This is a genomic window from Streptomyces sp. NBC_01717 (assembly GCF_036248255.1).
Classification (GTDB): Bacteria; Actinomycetota; Actinomycetes; order Streptomycetales; family Streptomycetaceae; genus Streptomyces.
This window is the reverse complement of record NZ_CP109178.1, coordinates 5,564,648-5,584,019: the sequence shown is the minus strand read 5'-3', so window position 1 is coordinate 5,584,019 and position 19,372 is coordinate 5,564,648. Positions and strand designations below refer to the sequence as shown.

Below are 19,372 nucleotides of genomic sequence, written 5' to 3'. Positions count from 1 at the left end.
CGGACCCGCCTGTACACACACGTACAGGCGGGTCGTTCGTCGTCACACCCGGTGCCGCACCCACACATTGGGCTCCACATACACCGCGTATCCGTGCGCCACCGAACAGTGCACCGGCACCAACGCCCCCGGAACCTCCACCGGACCCTCCTCGTCGAACGGCAGCCCGGTCCAGGACCGCCACCGCTCGAGGGAACCCGACACCGTCATGGACACCGGCGCCACCGCCTCGATCACCCCGCCCGCCCGCACATGGACGCGCAGCCACGGATCGTACGGAAGCCCGTCCTCCGCCCGGGTCCGGCGGGCGTACTCCTCCATCGGGGCCGAGGCGTCCAGGTGCTTGGCGCTCGGCCGCACCGGGGCGACGAGCTCGCGGAACCCGAGCCGCCCGGCGTTCTCCCGCATCGCGGCGACCATCCGCCCCGAAATCCCCTCCCCCTGCCGCCCCTTGGCGACGGCGATCTCGACCGCGCCGACCGTGTCCGGCGTACGCCCACGCCGCAGGTCGGAGAAGGCCCACAGCAGCGACTGGTCCCAGCCGCCCTCGGGCAACTCCCCGCGCCCCGGGGCATGCAGCGCGAACGGCACGCTGTACGCCCGCGCGGCGACGGCACCGTCCGGGTCCGTCGCGACGAGCGCGTACTCCGGGAAATCGACGGCGAGCCTGGGGAAGTTGGCCCACCCGACGAGGTCCTCCAGGACGAACTCCGGCCAGGTCTCGGGCATCTCCTGCATGGGCCCGGCGAGCTCGGGGCGCGCGGCGAGGGTGGTGATCTTCAGCTCCATCCCCCACACGCTAGGCAGCGGACCCCTCGAAGCCAACCCGTTTACCGATGGCCCGCCGCACGGCCGCGGCCACGTGACCGCGCGTACGCCCGGCACCGTCCGGCACCGTCGGCCCCCGGACCCACCCGGAGGGGCGGCTGCCTCCAGGGCCTCGTGCGTGTCCCCTTCTCAGCGGCCCGACGCCGTCAACCGCCGCACTGCGCCAGCATCGCCCGCTTGTCGGCGGTGGTCACCGGCAGCGCGTACTTCAGCGAGACCTGCGCGAACCGCACCGCGTACGAGCAGCGGATCCGCTTGTACGGCGGCAGCCAGGAGGCCGGGCCGGAGTCACGCTTGGCGTTGTTGGCCGGGCCGTCGACCGGGATGAGGTTGAGCGGGTCGTTGGCGATCTGCTGGCGCTTGGCCTCGGGCCAGCGGGAGGCGCCCATCTGCCAGTCGTACGAGAGCGGCATCACGTGGTCGATCTGGACCTTCGTCGCCTGCTGCTTGCTCCACTCGATGGTCGATCCGGTGTACGGGTCCTTGAGGGTCATGGAGACGACGACGCAGTCCGAACCCGACCGGAGTTCGACATCCTTTCCGTCCCTGGCCAACAGGTCGTTGCGGGTGTCGCAGCCGTTGCGGGACAGCGGGATGCCGTCGACCGAATCCTTCCAGGCGTAGCCGAACTTGTCCCGCTCGTAACCGGTCTTCGGCCCGCGGCCCTTCGTGCTCACCTTCTCGATGAGCTTCCGGGCGGCGGCCCGGTCCGCGTCGGAGGTGAGAGGGGCGAGGCCGGGCTTCGTACCGTCGGGGTTGCTCAGCGGGCCGGCGCCGAAGCCGCCCGCCGACTGCCCGCCGCCCGCCGATCCGCTGCCACCGGCGGTCACGTCATCGGGGTCGCAGCCCGCCAGGGCCAGAACCGCCGCCGCGGCCAGCGCAGGCAGCATCACTCGGTACGCGTGGGGAGATATCACTCGAAGCCGTCCTGACGGGGGAAGTCGAACCCGCGAATCCTACGGACGTCTTCCCCGCTGACGGACGTTCATGGCCGCGATACCCGAGTGATGCGGCCCGAATCACACTCCCGCTCGCCCGACACCTTCCTCCTCACACCTTCCCGATGCCGAGCGTCGTCTCGGACGGCAGCAGCCCGGACCCGATCGCCGCGACCCACAACGGCCCCAGGAGCTCCACGAGCCGCTCCCGCTCCCCCTCGCCGAGCACCCGCCAGGGTGCGGCCGCCTGCTCGTCGGTGCGCCGCTCGACTTCGGTGCGCAGCGCCCGGCCCGCCCCCGTCGCCGTACCGTCCTCCTCCAACAGCCCACGCTTCACCAGCCGTCCACGGGCCGCGCTCCACTCCTCGCCGCTCCAGGCCCGGCTCTCGAACACCTCCGGGCGTGCGGCACCGATGCCGGCGAACGAGACCAGCGACTCGACGGGGTCGAGCCCCGCCTCGGCGAGGGCGGCGATGTGCCCGTCCCCGCGGTGCTCGCGCAGAACCGTCGCCGCGTGCCAGAGCGCCGCATGCGGTTCGTCCGGCCACGGCAGGGCGGCGTTGGCCTCGGCCAACGGACGACCGGTCACGTCCACTGCCTCCGCGACGCGCCGGGCCAGCACGGCGGCCTCGGTGATCTCCGGGCCGGCGGCCTGTTCCCCGAACAGCGCCCGGTACGCACGGTCGACCGCCTTCGTGCGGGCCGCGACCACCACATCGGGAGAGGCGACGGACCAGGCGGCCGGAATGTGCTCCCGCACCATCTGCGGACTGAAGCTGTAGAAGGTTTCGGCAACCCGCTCCGCGTCGACCGCCCCCAGCGGCGCCGCGCGCCAGGCGAAGTAGCTGGGCCAGCGCTCATCGGTGCGGTAGCCGAGCACGGCAGCCTCCTCGAACGCCTCCGGCGCGTAATAGAGCACCGCGTGCAGAGGCTCCAGGAGGTGCCACATCTGACGTACGCGACCCAACTCCTCGGACATGTCTCCACCCTCCGGCCGATCCATCATCTTGTCGCTGACTAGTTCTAGAGAATCCTCGCTCCACCCGAACTTGTCAATGACTAGATTCCGCGTAATGTGCTGACCATGAGCAGCGATCGCACCTACCACCACGGCGACCTGCGGCGGGCCGTCCTCACCGCCGCACTCGACGTCATCCGCACCGAGGGCCCCGGCGCCCTGAGCCTGCGCGACCTGGCCCGCCGGGCCGGCGTCTCCCACGCCGCCCCCGCCCACCACTTCAAGGACCGCACGGGCCTGCTCACCGCCATCGCCGCCGAGGGGTACGCGCTCTTCGCCGACGCCCTCGCCGACGCGCCGGACCTACGGGAGAGGGGCGTGCGGTACGTACGGTTCGCGACCGGCCACCCCGCGCACTTCCAGGTGATGTTCCAGCCGGAGCTCTACCGCCCGGACGACCCGGAACTCCTCGCGGCGAAGGCCCGCGCGGCACAGGCGCTGCGCGCAGGGGTCACCGGCCTCCCCGCCGGGGGACGCGGTGACGACCCGCGACTCGCCGGCATCGCCGCCTGGTCCCTCGCCCACGGCTACGCCACCCTGCTCCTGAGCGGCAACCTGAACGACCCGCTGGGCGACCGGAACGCCGAGGAGGTGTTCCGGTCGCTCACCGGGCTGTTGTTCACGACCCCAGAATCGTCGTGAGGAACTCGCCGGTCCAGGCCAGCAGTTCGCGGCCGACGACCGGCTTGCCGCCGACCCTTCCGGTGGTCGGGCGCGGGACCAGGATCTGGTGGAGGGCCGGCTTGATCACCGTCTTCGGGTAGAGGCGCTTCAGGCGCAGTTCCTGCGACTCGCGCAGCTCCACCGGGGCGAACCGGATGTTCGGGCCCTGGAGCACGATGTCACCGACGCCGCAGGCACGGGCCAGCATCCGCAGGCCCGCGACCAGCAGGAGGTTCTCGACCGGCTCCGGGAGCTTGCCGTAGCGGTCGGTGAGCTCCTCGCGGACCGCCTTGATGTCGTCCTCCGTGGTGGCGGACGCGATCGCGCGGTACGCCTGCAGACGCAGCCGCTCGCCCGGGGCGTAGTCGTGCGGGACGTGCGCGTCGACCGGGAGCTCGATCTTGACCTCCAGCGGCGGCTCCTCCTCGACGCCGCCTTCGAGCGAGGCCCGGTAGTCGGCGACGGCCTCGCCGACCATGCGTACGTACAGGTCGAAGCCGACGCCCGCGATGTGGCCGGACTGTTCGCCGCCCAGCAGGTTTCCGGCGCCGCGGATCTCCAGGTCCTTCATGGCCACGTACATTCCCGCACCCATCTCCGTGTGCTGGGCGATCGTGGCAAGGCGCTCGTGGGCCGTCTCGGTGAGCGGCTTCTCCGGCGGGTACAGGAAGTACGCGTAACCGCGCTCCCGGCCACGGCCGACGCGGCCGCGCAGCTGGTGGAGCTGGGAGAGGCCGAAGTTGTCGCCGCGCTCCACGATCAGCGTGTTGGCGTTGGAGATGTCGATGCCGGACTCGACGATCGTCGTGGAGACCAGGACGTCGAACTTCTTCTCCCAGAAGTCGACGACGACCTGCTCCAGGGACTGTTCCGACATCTGTCCGTGTGCGGTCGCGATCCGGGCCTCGGGAACGATCTGGCGGAGGCGGGCGGCCGCGCGGTCGATGGACTCGACACGGTTGTGGATGTAGAACGCCTGCCCCTCACGCAGCAGTTCACGACGGATGGCCGCGCCGATCTGCTTCTCCTCGTACGGGCCGACGAAGGTCAGAACCGGGTGGCGCTCCTCGGGAGGCGTGGTGATCGTCGACATCTCACGGATGCCGGTGACAGCCATCTCGAGCGTGCGCGGGATCGGCGTCGCGGACATGGTGAGGACGTCGACATTGGCCCGGAGCTTCTTCAGCTGCTCCTTGTGCTCGACGCCGAAGCGCTGCTCCTCGTCGACGATGACCAGCCCCAGGTCCTTGAACTTCGTCTCCGAGGAGAACAACCGGTGCGTGCCGATGACCAGGTCGACGGAGCCCTCGCGCAGGCCCTGAAGGGTCGCCTTCGACGCGGAATCGGACTGGAAGCGGCTCAGCGCCCGCACGCTGACCGGGAATTGGGAGTAGCGCTCGGTGAACGTGCCGTAGTGCTGCTGGACCAGGAGCGTCGTGGGGACCAGAACGGCCACCTGCTTGCCGTCCTGCACCGCCTTGAACGCGGCGCGGACTGCGATCTCCGTCTTGCCGTACCCGACGTCGCCGCAGATCAGCCGGTCCATCGGGACCGACTTCTCCATGTCCTCCTTGACCTCGGCGATCGTGGTGAGCTGGTCCGGCGTCTCCGCGTACGGGAAGGCGTCCTCCAGTTCGCGCTGCCACGGGGTGTCGGGGCCGAAGACATGGCCGGGCGCCGCCATCCGCGCCGAGTAGAGCTTGATGAGGTCGGCGGCGATCTCCTTGACGGCCTTCTTGGCGCGCGCCTTGGTCTTCGTCCAGTCGGCGCCGCCGAGCCGGTGCAGGGTGGGGGCCTCGCCGCCGACGTACTTGGTGACCTGCTCCAGCTGGTCGGTCGGGATGTAGAGGCGGTCGCCGGGCTGGCCGCGCTTGGCGGGGGCGTACTCGACGAGGAGGTACTCGCGGGTGGCGCCCTGCACCGTGCGCTGCACCATCTCGATGTAGCGGCCCACACCGTGCTGCTCGTGGACGATGTAGTCGCCCGTCTCCAGCGTCAGCGGGTCGATGGTCTTGCGGCGGCGGGCCGGCATCCGGCCCAGGTCCTTGGTGGCGGTGCGCTGACCGGTCAGGTCCGTCTCGGTGAGGACGGCGAGCTTCAGCGCAGGGTCGACGAAGCCGTGATCGATCGCACCGCACGAGACATGGACCACGGACGGCGAGATCTCCGCCAGGTCCGCGTCGAGGCGGGCCGGGATGCCTTCGCCGCCGAGCACCTCGACGGTACGGGTGGCGAGCCCCTGGCCCTCGGTGACGTACACCGTGCGCCAGCCCTCGGCGAGCCAGCCCTTGGTGTCGGCGAGCGCCCGGGCGGTGTCACCGCGGTACGACTCCGGGGCGTGCATCGTGAGCTTCAGCGTGTCTTCGTCGAGCTCGGCGTCGGCGGCGAACGGGGAGACCGACCACCACATCATGTTCAGCTCGCGGGCCCGGTCGCGGACGTCCGCGATGCCCCACAGGGAGGCGGCGTCGACATCGATCGGGGCCTCACCGCCACCGGCTGTCGCCGCCCAGGACGCCTGGAGGAACTCCTGGCTGGTGGCGACCAGGTCCGCTGCCCTGGTGCGGACCCGCTCAGGGTCGCAGACCAGCGCCATCGACCCCTTGGGCAGCACGTCGAGCAGCAGCTCCATGTCGTCGACGAGGACCGGGGCGAGGGACTCCATGCCCTCCACCGCGATCCCCTCGGCGATCTTGCCGAGCAGCTCGCCCAGCTCCGGGTGGCGTTCGGCGAGGGCGGCGGCCCGTTCGCGTACGTCGTCGGTGAGCAGCAGCTCACGGCAGGGCGGCGCCCACAGCCCGTGCTCGGCGATCTCCAGCGACCGCTGGTCGGCGATCTTGAAGTAGCGGATCTCCTCGACGTCGTCGCCCCAGAACTCCACCCGGAGGGGGTGCTCCTCGGTCGGCGGGAAAACGTCCAGAATGCCGCCACGGACGGCGAACTCACCGCGCTTCTCGACCAGTTCGACCCGGGAGTACGCGGCTGCCGCGAGCGCCTCGACGGTCTTGCCGAGATCGGCGCTCTGACCGATACGCAGCGCCACGGGCTCCAGGTCGCCGAGCCCCTTGACCTGCGGCTGCAGTACGGAACGCACCGGTGCGACGACGACGCTGACCGGGCCGGTCTCCGGGTCGTCGACCCTCGGGTGCGCGAGCCGGCGCAGCACCGCGAGACGGCGGCCCACCGTGTCGGAGCGCGGTGAGAGGCGCTCGTGCGGCAGGGTCTCCCAGGACGGGAACTCGGCGATGCTGTCCGGGGGCAGCAGCGTCCGCAGGGCGGCGGCCAGATCCTCGGCCTCCCGTCCGGTCGCGGTGACGGCGAGCACCGTCCGCCCGACCTCGCGGGCCAGTGCGGCCACGGCGAAGGGGCGGGCAGCGGCAGGGCCGACGAGGTCGACATGCATCCGGTGGCCGTCGGTGGCGGCCTTCACCGCTTCGGCGAGTGCCGGGTCACGTACGACGACATCCAGCAGACCGTGCAGGCTCATGAAGGGCTTCCGTCCGGGTTACGAGGGCGAGGTCCCGGCAGCCGGCTGCTGCCAGGGGGCAACGCGAAGGGCCCGACACGTATCACGGGCCGGGGGTTCCCAGCGTACGACTCCCCTGTGACACCCGCGCCCGCAATCCGGCTCGGCGGGCCGGATCCGGTCGCCCTCCGGCACAGGCCGGCGACGTCCGACAGCACGTCGTACCCCGGCCGCACCCCCTGCGCACCCTGGCCGTCCCCCTGAGGGTGACCACGTCCTCCGGCGTCCTCTCCCGCATCCGGCCCCGAGGTGTTTGCCGGAACTCCGATACCTTTGAGCACGTGACGACACCCGAGAACGCCAAGCTCGCCATCTACCTCCGCCTCAGCCGGGACAGCGAGGACAGTGCATCCCTGGACACACAGCGAGCAGCCGCCCACCGCTGGTTGGAGGCGCATGGCCATGACCCGGCGGAAGCTGTGGAGTATCTGGACGCTGGGGTATCCGGTGCCAAGCCGTTGGAGCAGCGAGCGGGCATGTCGGCGCTCATGGATGCTCGTCCCGCTGTCATCGTCGCGTGGAAGCTGGACCGCTACGCCCGCAGCGTCTCCGAGTTCCTTCGGCTCGTCGCCTGGTCCGAAGCGCACGGCGCCGCCCTGGCCACCACGGACGGCACCATTGACACGACGTCGCCGACTGGCCGCATGGTCGCAACGGCGCTCGCCGCTCTCGCTGAATGGGAGCGCAGCATGATCACCAGCCGCATCGTCGAGGGACACGAGACCCGGCGGAATCGGGGTCGGTGGTCGTCCGGTCCGGCCCCCTACGGCTACCGCATCGAGCGCCGGGATAGTGCCGCGTATCTCGCTGTCGACGCTGCCCAAGCCACGCTCGTACGCGCCGCTATCACCAAGCTGGTCGACGGGGGCACGGTGACCGGTACGGCACCTCTGGTCGGGCTCACCGATAGGGCGTGGCGCTCACTGCTGAAGTCGGCCACCCTGCGCGGACAGCGCGAATACAAGGGCGCCCCAGTGCTCGCCGAGGATGGGATCACGCCCGTTCAGTTCGCCGAGCCCATCATCACTGCGGCGGACGCCAAGGCCATTCGGGAACGCCTCGCAGCGCTGGCTACAGGTACGGATCGCGCTCCCCGCAAAGCAGCGCCGATGTGTGCTGGGCTTGCCTTCTGTGAGCGCTGTGGTGGACGGCTCAACGGCGGCATGTCCGAGGGTGTGCCCCGCTACAAGTGCAAGGCCGGACACGTCAGCATCACGGCCGCGAAGCTGGATGAACGGGTGGAGGCTGAATTCCTCGCTGCCTGGGGCGAGTTCACTGAAACCGTGGTTCGCCGTGAAGGTGGCAACGACCTGTCCGCGGAGATGATCGAAGCGCAGGAGCAAGCGGAGCGCCTCGGACAGCGAATGAAGTCTGCCGGGCCGCTGATGATCAGCACCCTGGAAAGCATGGCCGAGGAGCTGGAGGCCGCGTATGCCGCTTTGCGGGCCGCTCATGACCCGGAAGTCCGGGAGGTGCCTGTACCCACCGGGAGGACCCTGGCGACGGCATGGGAGGACACAGCGGAACGGACACGGCTACTTGCTGGAATGGGGCTGCGAGTTGAGCTCGGACCGAAGCGGCAGGCAGACCGGCTGAGCATCACGTGGGGACCGGACCACGCCGCCGACGCTGCTGATGCCGTGCTCCGGGATGAATGACCAGGGGACGCCGACATGACGCGCCAGCCACCTCGCTGTAGCCAGTAGCTACTGCACACGCTGCGACCGGGATAAGCCGGAGTCCGCATTCGCATTCGCGGCTCGCCGGGGTTTCCAGCCCTGGTGCCGAGAGTGCAAGACGGAGTACACACGGGAACTGCGCCGGCAGCGCAGGGAAGAGGCTGCGTGATCAAACACATTCGCATTCGACTACACGTCAGCGATTGGCACTTGCTGCAGGAGATATGCACCGAACAGCGCGAGTCAGTGACCAGCGTGATGCGCAAGGCGCTACGCCTGTATGCCGCTGCACATTCGAGCAAGTCCGCCTAATCTGAACGCGTTCAAATGCCCTGGTCATCCTGCGGGACGGCCGGACCGGCTCCACAGAGCGATCTTCAGAAAAAGACGGTTTGCTGAAGGAGCGCGCAGCCTCCGGCGGACCGGCTCCCTTCCGGTGCGTGGTCGATTCGATCGGGGTCGGCTCAGTGGGGTGCTGCATGACTCCTGCCGAGGCCCCTCCTGTGCGGCGCCCAAGGCCGACCCGAAAGGAAGTCGCCATGTCCTATCCAGAGCCCCGCTATCTCGGCGAAAGGGGCCAGGTCAGCGCACTGTTCCGACCTGCATCCCCGGAGCCCGACACCGGCTTCATCAGCTACGTGGCCAAGCAGGAGAACACCAACGGCGAGTTCGGCCTGTACAAGATCGACATGGGGCCGAAGGTCATGGGCGCCACGGAACACTTTCACCGTACGATCTCCGAGTCCTTCTACGTCCTGTCCGGCGAGGTCCGGCTCTACAACGGCGAACGCTGGGTCACAGGAGGCGAGGGAGACTTCCTCTACGTACCGGCCGGCGGGCTCCACGCCTTCCAGAACGACAGCGACGCCCCGGTGTCGCTGCTGCTGCTCTTCACACCGGGAGCTCCCAGGGAGGAGTACTTCGAGAAGGTGGCGGAGTACTCACAGCGCAGCCGCGAAGAGTTGAAAGCCTTCCGGATCAGGCACGACCAGTACAACACCGACATGCTCGACGACTAGGCTGCGCTGAGTGCTGTGGTCCCTGCGTGACACAGCCGGGACTGCCCGAAAGCGGCCCGGCCGGTGCGGACACGGCGTGATGTAGCGCTGTCCGTCCTCGTGTCCATTGCGGCGAACGTGGCCGGTGTCTTGACCGCCGAGTCGTTGGCCAGCGTCGATACCTGGGTTTCGGCCGGACTGCATGCTGTATTCCCGCTGGCCCTGTGGCGGATGCACCGGACGCCTGCGGCCGTGCCGGTCCCCGTGGAGCCTGCGCCCGTCGAGAGCCTGCCGGACACGTGGCCGGACGCTGACCTGTGGCAGGACTCTGAAGCCAGCGTGCCGGACACCGAACCGGTCACCCCGCCGAGCGCCGAGGACGTCCGCACGGCCATGGCATCACTCGCTGCGGGACTGGCCGACCCGTGACCGGTCGCACGCCGGCCGACCATTACGGCGTGTCCGAGAGGACCGGCCGCCGGTATCTCTCAATGGCCGCCTCGGCATCCCGCAGCACAGCAAAGCCCCCTATCAGCTTCCCGTTACTGAGAGGCCGGTAGGGGGCTCTCGCGCGTTGTGCCGAGCCGTAGCGGTACGCGCAGGCTGGCCCCATGGACGCAGACGACGTCATTGACCCCGGTGCACCGCTGACCCCGTACCGGCAGCTAGCCGAGATCCTGCGGGCCCGTATCGCGCGCGGTGACTGGTCGGCCGGGCGTGCCATCCCCAGCGAGGGGCAGTTGGTGCAGGAGTACGGGCTAGCCCGCAGCACTGTTCGCCGGGCGCTGATCCTGCTCGCCGACGAGGGCGTGTTGTTCGTTGTCCCGCAGCGAGGGTGGTTCGTCACAAACGACTGATCCGGCCCCTAGGTGCTCAAGCCTCCACCTGTCGGGAAGATCACCCCGGGGCCGGACCAGTCATCCTACGTGGATCTCCGCGGCCGCTATTCGGTGGCGATCGCGTTCAGCACGTTCATCCGGCCCGCCCGGAACGCCGGGACCAGGGCTGCGAACAGGCCGACGAAGGCCGAGCCGACGAAGACCGTGAGGATCGTCGGCCACGGAATCTCCAGCACGCCGAGGCCTTCCAGGGCCAGCAGCTTCTGCGCAGCCGTGCCCCAGCCCATGCCCAGGCCGAGGCCGAGCAGGGCACCGAAGAGGGCGATGACCACCGACTCCAGGCGGATCATGCGGCGCAGCTGGCGGCGGGAGAGGCCGATGGCGCGCATCAGGCCGATCTCCCGGGTCCGCTCGACCACCGACAGGGCCAGGGTGTTCACCACACCGAGCACCGCGACGATGATCGCGAGCGCCAGCAGGCCGTAGACGATGTTCAGCAGCTGGCCGATCTGGTCCTTCAGATCCTGCTTGAAGTCGGCCTGGTTCTGCACGGAGTACTGCGGGTAAGCGGCGAGGGCGTCCTTGAGGGCGGTGTACGCCTCCTTCTCCTTGCCGTCCTGCGCCTTGGCGAACATGATCATGTTCTTCGGCATCTTGTCGGCGGGAACGTACTTCTCGGCGGTCGTGATGCTGGTGTACATCGCGCCCTTGTCGACGTTCGTGTCGTCCGAGGTGATCGCGGCGACCTTCAGCTTCGCCGTCCCGCCGTCCTTGAACGCGACGGTGATCCGGTCGCCGACCTCGACCTTGTGCCGGGTGGCGTACGCGTCACCGACCGACATGGCGTCCTTGCCGTAGGCGTCGGCCAGATTCCCGGAGACCGTCTCGCGGCGCAGGTCGTCCTGGTACGTCGGGTCCGCGGCGACGACACCCTCGTCCTCGACCGCGCCGTCGGGGGCGGTCAGCTTGGCACTGACGGACTTGTAGTCGGTGATGTGCTCGATACCCGGGACGGCCTCCAGGGCCTTCGCGGCCTGCGGCACGATCGGCTGGGGCGGGTTGCCGCTCGGCTGGACGATGAAGTCCGCGCCGACCGACCTGTCGAGCTCCTCGGTCGCCGAGGCGACCATCGACGAGCCGACGACGGAGAGGCAGGCGACCAGCGCGAGGCCGATCATCAGGGCCGCTCCGGTCGCTCCGGTACGCCGCGGGTTGCGCAGCGCGTTGCGCTCCGCCATCCGCCCGACCGGGCCGAACATCCGCAGCACCACCGTGCTGAGCACCCGGACCACGAAGCCGGCCAGCAGCGGGCCGATCACGATGAAGCCGATCAGGGTGAAGACCACACCGGCACCGAGGAAGAGCGATCCGGCGCTCGCCTCGTCGGCCTGCGCCGCGGTGTACAGGGCGACCCCACCGGCGGCCGTGAGGACCAGACCGATCAGGGCCCGTACCCGCCCGGCGCGGCCGTCCGTCGGGGTGCCGGCGTCGCGCAGGGCGGCCATCGGGGAGATCTTCCCGGCCCGGCGGGCCGGGACGTACGCGGCGACGACGGTGACGATGACGCCGAGCGCCAGCCCGAGCACCGGAGTCGTCCAGGCGATCGTGAGGTCCTCGGTGGACAGGTTCATGCCCATGGCGGTCATGAGCTTCATCAGACCGACGGCGACACCGATTCCGGCACCGACGCCGAGGACGGAGCCGACGAAGCCGAGGAACAGCGCCTCGACCAGCACGGACCGGTTGACCTGCCTGCGACTGGAGCCGATGGCCCGCATCAGGCCGATCTCGCGGGTGCGCTGGGCCACCAGCATCGAGAAGGTGTTGACGATGAGAAAGATGCCGACGAGGAAGGCGATCCCGGCGAAGCCGAGCATCGCGTACTTCATCACGTCGAGGAAGGAGCCCATCGAGTCCTTGTTGGCGTCCGCGGCCTCCTGCTGGGTCTGGAGCTTGTACGCGGCGCTGTCACCGAGGGCGGTGGCGACGTTCTTCTTCAACTGCGTGTCACTGACACCGGGTTCGGCGGTGACGGAGATGTGGGTGAAGACACCGGGCTTGCCGAGCAGCTTGGCCTGCGCGGTGGCGGTGTCGAGGTAGACGACGGCCGCACCCGGGTTGGTGACCTTGAAGGAGGCGATACCGCTGATCGTCGCCCTGATGTCGCCGGTGACGGCGATGGTGCGCAGCTCGTCGCCGATCTTCAGGTGGTGCTTGTCCGCGGTGTCGGCGTCGACCATGACCTCGGTCGGTCCGCGCGGTGCGTGTCCGGAGGTGATCTCCATCGAACGCAGGTCGTTCTGCGTCCAGTTGCCCGCGATCGTCGGGGCGCCGGTCGAGGAGCCCATGTTCTTGTTGTGACTGTCGACGACGGTGACGGACATGCTGGTGACCGCGCCCTCGGCGGTCTTCACCCCGTCCGCCTTCCTGGCCTGCTCGACGGCTGCGGCGGGCAGCGAGACAGGCCTGCCGTTCTGCGGCATTTCGTCGGCGCCCTGCGCCTTCCTGGGGCTGACGGTGACATCGGCCGAGGTCGCCGCGAACAGCTTGTCGAACGTGGTGTTCATCGTGTCGGTGAAGACGAGCGTGCCGCACACGAACGCCACCGACAGCAGGACCGCCACGGCGGAGAGCGCCATCCGTCCCTTGTGCGCGAAGAAGTTGCGCACCGAGGTCTTCCAGATGGTCATGACGTCCGCCCGCGCGCGTCGAAGTCCTTCATGCGGTCGAGGACCTGGTCGGCCGTCGGGTTGTGCATCTCGTCGACGATGCGACCGTCAGCGAGGTACAGCACCCGGTCCGCGTAGGAAGCGGCCACCGGGTCGTGGGTGACCATGACGATGGTCTGGTTCAGCTCGTCGACCGACTTGCGCAGGAAGCTCAGCACCTCGGCGCCGGCCCGCGAGTCCAGGTTCCCGGTGGGCTCGTCACCGAAGATGATCTCCGGGCGGGCGGCGAGCGCCCGGGCCACCGCGACGCGCTGCTGCTGGCCGCCGGAGAGCTCGGTGGGGCGGTGCTTCAGCCGCTCGGCGAGACCGACCGTATCCACGACCTGCCGCAGCCAGTCGGCGTCGGGCTTGCGGCCCGCGATGTCCATCGGCAGCGTGATGTTCTCCAGCGCGTTGAGCGTCGGGAGCAGGTTGAACGCCTGGAAGATGAAGCCGATCCGGTCCCGGCGGAGCTGGGTGAGCTTCTTGTCCTTGAGCTTCGTGATCTCGGTCTCGTCCAGGTGGATCTCACCCGAGGTCACCGTGTCCAGACCGGCCAGGCAGTGCATCAGCGTCGACTTGCCGGAGCCGGACGGGCCCATGATCGCCGTGAACTGCCCGCGGGCGATGTCCACATCTACATGGTCGAGCGCGACGACCCGGGTCTCCCCCGCTCCGTACGCCTTGACGACCTGCCGCGCTCGCGCAGCGACGGCCGTACGCCCTCCAGTGCCCCCGTGCCTGGGAATGGTTACAGCCGTTGTCACGGTAATTCTCCTATGTCGGTCGATACCTGGACGTCGTGGTGTACGTACTGAGTGCGTCGTTGTGTACGTACTGAGTCTGGGGCCTGACGGCTGTCGGCGCGCTGGTGCCCAGCGCAGTCTTCAGGTGGGGTTTTCCCCACCCCGCCCCCTGCGGTCAGCCGCAAATCGCGGTGTAGGAACACGCTAAGGAACGGGAGCCCTCCGCCACGTCCTCCGCCGGGAGGAACCGTCCCCGGCCAGATGTAAGGAGCTACCCCTAGGGGTCTCCGCCCATGGGTGGAGCCGGATCTCAGGGTCTCCACCCATGGGCGGTCACGGGCAGCCGTGACCGTTCCGGTGTCCTGGCACGGCAGGGGGTGAGACAGTGTCCCCGGGAAAGTACGTGCATGGGGAAGGGATCTTTGTGAGCGGCGCGGGCGGCGATACCGAAGCGATGTCCGGGGCCGGACCGGCCCCCGCCCCCTCCCCCACCGCACACCACGGCCGTGGCCGTGGCCGCGTCGTGGCCGCGCTGATGCTCGGCATGGCCCTGACCGCGATCGACGGCACCATCGTCTCCACCGCGGTCCCCCAGATCGTCGGCGATCTCGGCGGGTTCGCCGTCTTCTCCTGGCTCTTCTCCGGCTATCTGCTGGCCGTGACCGTCACCCTCCCGGTCTACGGCAAGCTCTCCGACACCTTCGGCCGCAAGCCGGTCCTGATCGCCGGCATCATCCTCTTCCTCGCCGGATCGGTGCTCTGCGCGGCCGCCTGGAACATGGCCGCCCTGATCGCCTTCCGCGTCGTCCAGGGACTCGGCGGCGGCGCGCTGCAGGGGACGGTGCAGACCATCGCCGCCGACCTCTACCCGCTCAAGGAACGTCCGAGGATCCAGGCCAGGCTGTCCACCGTCTGGGCCACGTCCGCCGTCGCAGGGCCGGTGGTCGGCGGCCTGCTCGCGACCTACGCCGACTGGCGCTGGATCTTCCTGATCAATCTGCCGATCGGGGCGGTCGCGCTCTGGCTGGTCGTACGCCACCTCCACGAACCGTCGCGAGGCCACCGCGCCGCGGGCGCATCCCGGCTCCGCATCGACTGGGCGGGCGCCCTCGCCGTCTTCGCGACCGGCGCCCTGCTGCTGACCGCGCTCGTGCAGGGCGGTGTCGCCTGGCCCTGGCTGTCGGCGCCGTCGCTCGGCCTGCTGGGCGCGAGCGCCGTTCTGGCCGCGCTGACCGTCGTCATCGAGCGACGCGCCGCCGACCCGATCATCCCCGGCTGGGTGTGGCGGCGGCGGACCATCGCCTCGGTCAATCTGGCCCTGGGCGCGATGGGGCTGCTGATGGTCGCCCCGACCGTCTTCCTGCCGACGTACGCCCAGTCGGTCCTCGGCCTCGGGCCGATCGCCGCCGGTTTCGTGCTCTCCGTGATGACGCTGAGCTGGCCGGTGTCGGCGGCCCTGTCCAACCGGGTCTACAACCGCATCGGGTTCCGCCGCACCGCGATCATCGGCATGAGCGGCGCCCTGCTGATCCTGCTGTCCTTCCCACTGCTGCCGTACCCCGGCGAGCCATGGCAGCCGGCCCTCATCATGCTGCTGCTGGGTGCGGCGCTGGGACTGTTCCAGCTCCCGTTGATCGTGGGGGTCCAGTCGACGGTCGGCTGGTCCGAACGCGGCACGACGACCGCCTCCGTACTCTTCTGCCGCCAGGTCGGCCAGAGTCTGGGCGCCGCGCTCTTCGGGGCCGTCGCCAACGGCGTCCTCGCGTCCCGGCTCGCCGACGCGCCCGTCCCCGGGCTGCCCGGCGACCTGGACGCGATCTCGCACGCACTGGACGACCCGGGTGCGCTCTCGGCCGCCGGGGCGGACTACCTGCGGCGGGCCGTCGACGCGGCCGTAGACCAGGTCTACCTCGGGGCCGCAGCGGCTGCGGCGGTGGCTCTGCTGGTGCTGGTCTTCGTGGCGCCACGCCGTTTCCCGATCCTCGCGGAGGGCACCGAGGAGGCCGGCGGCGATATCGGAAGCCGGTTCCTGAAGACCCCGGGAACTAACAAAGGACTGGACAACTGAAGGGTTACCGTAGGTAGTTCGGACCAACCCCTCCCCAGCCGCTTTACTCACGAGTAACGTACGCGCATCCGGCAGCGCACCCGCGCTTCTCCCTTGCAGCCCGTCCCCGGGCCCGAAGCCGTGCAAGGAGCAGCATCCAAATGTCGTCGTACGAACCCGCACAGCCCTCCCCTGAGCACCAGCCTCCCCGCCCGCCGCACCGTCCCCCGTACCAACCCCGCCACCAACGGCCGCAGCCAACCCACCGGCCCCGGTACGAGCCTCCGCACGACCCCGCATTCCTCCTCCCCTGGCAGAGCTCCACACCCACACCCCCGCCCCGCTGGCCAAGCCCGCCCACCACGCCCGTCCCCGCACCCGGCCACCACAGCGATCTGCGCCGGCTGCGCGGTGCCTACCGCATCCTGCGGCGCGGCGCGACGCTGACAGCACTCGGCTTCTTCACGCTCTTCCTCCTGCTGTCCGGCTTCGCCCCGGGGCTGATGACCCACCCCCTCGGCGGCGGCCTCACCACCGGTCTCGCACTCGGTCTGTGCCAACTCCCGGTGACCCTGCTCGCGATCGCCCTCTACGAGCGGACCGCCCGGCGCACGATCGACCCGCTCGCCACCGAACTCCGCAGAACAGGAGGGACCCGATGAACGGATTCGACGAGTCCGCCCAGACGATGTCCCTCGTGGCGTTCATCGCCGTGGCCACCGTCACCCTGCTGCTCTGCGTGATGACCGGTCCGGACCGCGACGACCTCGACGAGTTCTACACCGGCTACGGCTCGCTCACCCCGGTGCGCAACGGCCTCGCCATCGCCGGCGACTACCTCTCCGCCGCAACCCTTCTCAGCACCACCGGAATCATCGCCCTCACCGGCTACGACGGGCTCGTCCTCGCCCTGAGCACCGCCCTCTCCCTGGTCCTGCTGATGTTCCTGCTGGCCGAACCGCTGCGTAATGCAGGGCGGTTCACCATGGGCGACATGCTCACCCGCCGCGCCCCCGGCCGCGCGGTCCGCATCGCCGCCTGTGGGGTCACCCTGACCGCGCTCGTTCCGCTGATGGTCGTGCAGCTGGCAGGAAGTGGCGATCTGCTCGCGTTCATCCTCGGCTTCGACAGCTCCGGATTCCGGACCGGCTCGATCATCGTCCTCGGCATCGTGATGATCAGCTACGCGGCGATCGGCGGGATGAAGGGCACCGCCCTGATCCAGATCGTCAAGACGGTCGTCCTCGTGGCCGCCTGCCTCACCATCTCCGCACTGGTCATGAACCGCTTCGGCTGGTCCACCGACGCCCTGCTCACCGCCGCCCAGCGGGGCAGCGGCGCCGGTGCGGCGTATCTCCACTCCGGCCTGCAGTTCGGCGGCAGCGGGCTCGACATGGTCAGCTCCGAACTGACCGTGGTGGTCGGCGGCGCCTGTCTGCCGCACATCACCATGCGCATGTCGAGCGCCCGCAGCGCACAGGCCGTCCGCCGCTCACTCTCCTGGGCGATCTCGGTGGTCGTGGGTCTCTGCCTGCTGCTCACCGTGATCGGCTTCGGTGCGGCCGCACTGGTCGGCCACAACCTCATCGTGGCCGCCGGAGCGCAGGGAAACGGTTCGATCCTGCAGGTCAGCGGCGCGGTCGCGGGCAGCGGCGAGCTCGGTGCGCTGGTGGTCACCATGATGACGACAGCCATCTTCCTGACGCTGCTCGCCTCGGTCGCCGGAATGATTCTGGCCTGCGCGAACTCCCTCGCCCACGACCTGTTCGCCCACGGGCTGCACGGGATCCGCGACCGCGGCAAGGAGCCGGTCGAGGACCGCATCGAGATGGGCACGGCGCAGGCAGCCGCGGTCGGTGTCGGCCTGGTCGCCATCACGCTCGCCGTACTGGCCCGGCACTGGAACGTCCAGGCGCTGGTGATGCTCTCCATCTGCATCGGGGCGTCGGCGCTGGCCCCGGCGCTCGTCTACAGCATGTTCTGGCGGCGCTTCACCCGCACGGGGCTGCTGTGCACCCTCATCGGCGGCACCGTTGCCGTGCTGGTGCTGATCACCGGCACCAATCTGGTCTCGGGCTCGCCCGGGTCGGTCTTTCCCGGACGCGACTTCAACTGGTTCCCGTTCACCACGACCGGGCTCGTGTCGATCCCGGTCGGTTTCCTGGCGGGCTGGCTGGGAACGGTGCTCGGCGGGCGCACGGCGGCCGAGGAACGCAGGCTGTACGAGGCCGAGGAGCCGTGGATCCTGGCGGGCGCACCCCCGGCAACGGCGCGCCGGGCGGGGTAGGAGCGGGCCACATCCGCTCAAGGGCACGGACCACGCATGCGTCGGTCCTGCAGCCCCCGGTCCGCAGCTCCCGTTCCTGCAGTTCCCCGTCCTGCGGCTCCCGCTCCTACGACGCCCGGTCCCGCGACGCTCAGCCCTCCGCGGTAGCCCCACGCCCGGTGAGAGCCGCGAGCGAGTTCCGTACGTGCGCCATGTGCGCCTGGACCTCCTCGCGGCCCTCTTCGTGCTCCCGCAGGATCCGTTCCGTCTCCCGGACCACCCGCTCCTCCTGCACCCGCGCCGCAGCGATCAGCTCCGCGGCCCTCGCCTCCGCGTCCTCCTGGCCGTGCCGCGCGGCCTCCTCCTCCTCGGCCAGCGCCCGCCGCGCCTCGGCCAGGCGATTCTCCGCCTGCTCGGTCAGCGCATCGTGGTGCGCGGCCTGCGCCGCTTCGGCCTCGGCCAGCTCCCGCTCGGCCGCCTTCCACCGCTCGGTGTGTTCCTGCTCCTGATTCGCCAGCACGGCCGCCGTGCGGCGGCGCGTTTCGGCCACCGCGGCCTGCGCCTCGTCCCGTACCTCTCCGGCGTCCTCGAGAGCCGCGGCAAGCATGTCGTCGGCGCTCCGCTGCGCCGTGGACACCGTCTCGTCGGCGTGTGCCCCGGCTGCCGCCCGCATGGCGTCGGAGTCCGCGCGGGCTGTGCTGCGGAACGCGCGGGCCGCCGCGTCCGCCGCGTCCCGCAGCGCCTGCGCCTCCTCCAGCGCGGCACCGCGCACGGCCTCCGCCTCCGCCTGGGCGAGCGCCAGCATCTCCTGCGCCCGCTCGCCGAGCGACACGTACGTCTGCGGGGCGAGCGTGGCAACGACCTCGGCAAGCCGGGCGGACTCGGCCTCCAGCTCCTCGGCCAGCGCGGTCAGCCGGGCCAGCAGCTCCCACGCCTCGTCCCGCTCCGCCGACAGGGCGGTCACCGACCCGTCCACCTGCTCCGGGCGGTAGCCACGCCCGCGCATCACGACGAAGCCGTGCGCGGACACCGGTGCAGCACTCATCCTGAAGCCTTTCTCCGACTCTCCGAACACCAAGCAATACGTCAAGGATGCGGCAATTGGCAGAGAAGTCG

The 19,372-nt window shown here is 70.0% G+C and carries 15 protein-coding genes; 8 read left to right on the top strand and 7 right to left on the bottom strand.

Annotated elements, in window-relative coordinates; genetic code table 11:
• Positions 1-42: 42 nt before the first annotated feature.
• The 3 genes from OHB49_RS25350 to OHB49_RS25340 all read right to left on the bottom strand — a co-directional run bounded on the left by OHB49_RS25350 (position 43) and on the right by OHB49_RS25340 (position 2,745).
• Positions 43-789: a hypothetical protein gene (locus OHB49_RS25350; RefSeq protein WP_030976909.1), complete on the bottom strand. Its 747-nt coding sequence runs from the start codon at positions 787-789 to the stop codon at positions 43-45.
• Between the two features lie 185 nt (positions 790-974).
• Positions 975-1,718 carry an HNH endonuclease family protein gene (locus OHB49_RS25345; RefSeq protein WP_329166614.1) on the bottom strand — a complete coding sequence of 248 codons (744 nt, stop codon included), beginning with the start codon at positions 1,716-1,718 and terminating at the stop codon, positions 975-977.
• Positions 1,719-1,878: 160 nt separating this feature from the next.
• Complete coding sequence (locus tag OHB49_RS25340; protein WP_329163268.1) at positions 1,879-2,745, bottom strand: SCO6745 family protein; 867 nt, start codon at positions 2,743-2,745, stop codon at positions 1,879-1,881.
• A 105-nt stretch (positions 2,746-2,850) separates the two neighbouring features.
• Between OHB49_RS25340 and OHB49_RS25335 the strand changes: the two genes are divergently transcribed.
• Positions 2,851-3,426, top strand: a complete 576-nt coding sequence (locus OHB49_RS25335; RefSeq protein WP_329163266.1) for a TetR/AcrR family transcriptional regulator — start codon at positions 2,851-2,853, stop codon at positions 3,424-3,426.
• On the opposite strand, the gene mfd is transcribed toward OHB49_RS25335, so the two are convergent.
• Positions 3,404-6,934: a transcription-repair coupling factor gene (mfd, locus tag OHB49_RS25330; protein ID WP_329163265.1), complete on the bottom strand. Its 3,531-nt coding sequence runs from the start codon at positions 6,932-6,934 to the stop codon at positions 3,404-3,406. The genes OHB49_RS25335 and mfd overlap by 23 nt on opposite strands.
• Before the next feature lie 320 nt (positions 6,935-7,254).
• On the opposite strand from mfd, the gene OHB49_RS25325 reads away from it, so the two are divergent.
• The 4 genes from OHB49_RS25325 to OHB49_RS25310 all read left to right on the top strand — a co-directional run bounded on the left by OHB49_RS25325 (position 7,255) and on the right by OHB49_RS25310 (position 10,507).
• Positions 7,255-8,631 carry a recombinase family protein gene (locus OHB49_RS25325; RefSeq protein ID WP_329163262.1) on the top strand — a complete coding sequence of 459 codons (1,377 nt, stop codon included), beginning with the start codon at positions 7,255-7,257 and terminating at the stop codon, positions 8,629-8,631.
• 560 nt (positions 8,632-9,191) lie between these two features.
• On the top strand, positions 9,192-9,671 hold the full coding sequence (locus OHB49_RS25320) for a cupin domain-containing protein (RefSeq protein ID WP_329163260.1): 480 nt from the start codon (positions 9,192-9,194) through the stop codon (positions 9,669-9,671).
• A 117-nt stretch (positions 9,672-9,788) separates the two neighbouring features.
• Positions 9,789-10,079 (top strand): hypothetical protein, encoded by a 291-nt coding sequence (locus OHB49_RS25315; RefSeq protein ID WP_329163258.1) that lies wholly within the window; start codon positions 9,789-9,791, stop codon positions 10,077-10,079.
• 182 nt (positions 10,080-10,261) lie between these two features.
• Entirely contained in the window at positions 10,262-10,507 is a 246-nt protein-coding gene (locus OHB49_RS25310) for a GntR family transcriptional regulator (protein WP_329163256.1), read from the top strand.
• 86 nt (positions 10,508-10,593) lie between these two features.
• Here OHB49_RS25310 and OHB49_RS25305 read toward each other — a convergent pair whose 3' ends face one another.
• Positions 10,594-13,179 (bottom strand): ABC transporter permease, encoded by a 2,586-nt coding sequence (locus OHB49_RS25305; RefSeq protein ID WP_329163254.1) that lies wholly within the window; start codon positions 13,177-13,179, stop codon positions 10,594-10,596.
• A complete protein-coding gene (locus tag OHB49_RS25300) occupies positions 13,176-13,964 on the bottom strand; it encodes an ABC transporter ATP-binding protein (protein WP_030976889.1) in 789 nt (262 codons plus the stop codon). The genes OHB49_RS25305 and OHB49_RS25300 overlap by 4 nt, the downstream gene beginning before the upstream one ends.
• A gap of 433 nt (positions 13,965-14,397) precedes the next feature.
• Here OHB49_RS25300 and OHB49_RS25295 point away from each other — a divergent pair, with 433 nt between their 5' ends.
• From OHB49_RS25295 to OHB49_RS25285, 3 genes are all read left to right on the top strand, one after another.
• The gene (locus tag OHB49_RS25295) at positions 14,398-16,011 is read left to right on the top strand and encodes an MFS transporter (protein ID WP_329166613.1); all 1,614 of its coding nucleotides are present in this window, start codon (positions 14,398-14,400) and stop codon (positions 16,009-16,011) included.
• 140 nt (positions 16,012-16,151) lie between these two features.
• Complete coding sequence (locus tag OHB49_RS25290) at positions 16,152-16,652, top strand: DUF485 domain-containing protein (RefSeq protein WP_329163251.1); 501 nt, start codon at positions 16,152-16,154, stop codon at positions 16,650-16,652.
• A complete protein-coding gene (locus tag OHB49_RS25285; protein WP_329163250.1) occupies positions 16,649-18,277 on the top strand; it encodes a sodium/solute symporter in 1,629 nt (542 codons plus the stop codon). Before OHB49_RS25290 ends, OHB49_RS25285 begins: the two co-directional genes overlap by 4 nt.
• 130 nt (positions 18,278-18,407) lie before the next feature.
• On the opposite strand, the gene OHB49_RS25280 is transcribed toward OHB49_RS25285, so the two are convergent.
• Positions 18,408-19,301, bottom strand: a complete 894-nt coding sequence (locus OHB49_RS25280; RefSeq protein ID WP_030976881.1) for a hypothetical protein — start codon at positions 19,299-19,301, stop codon at positions 18,408-18,410.
• Between the last annotated feature and the right edge of the window lie 71 nt (positions 19,302-19,372).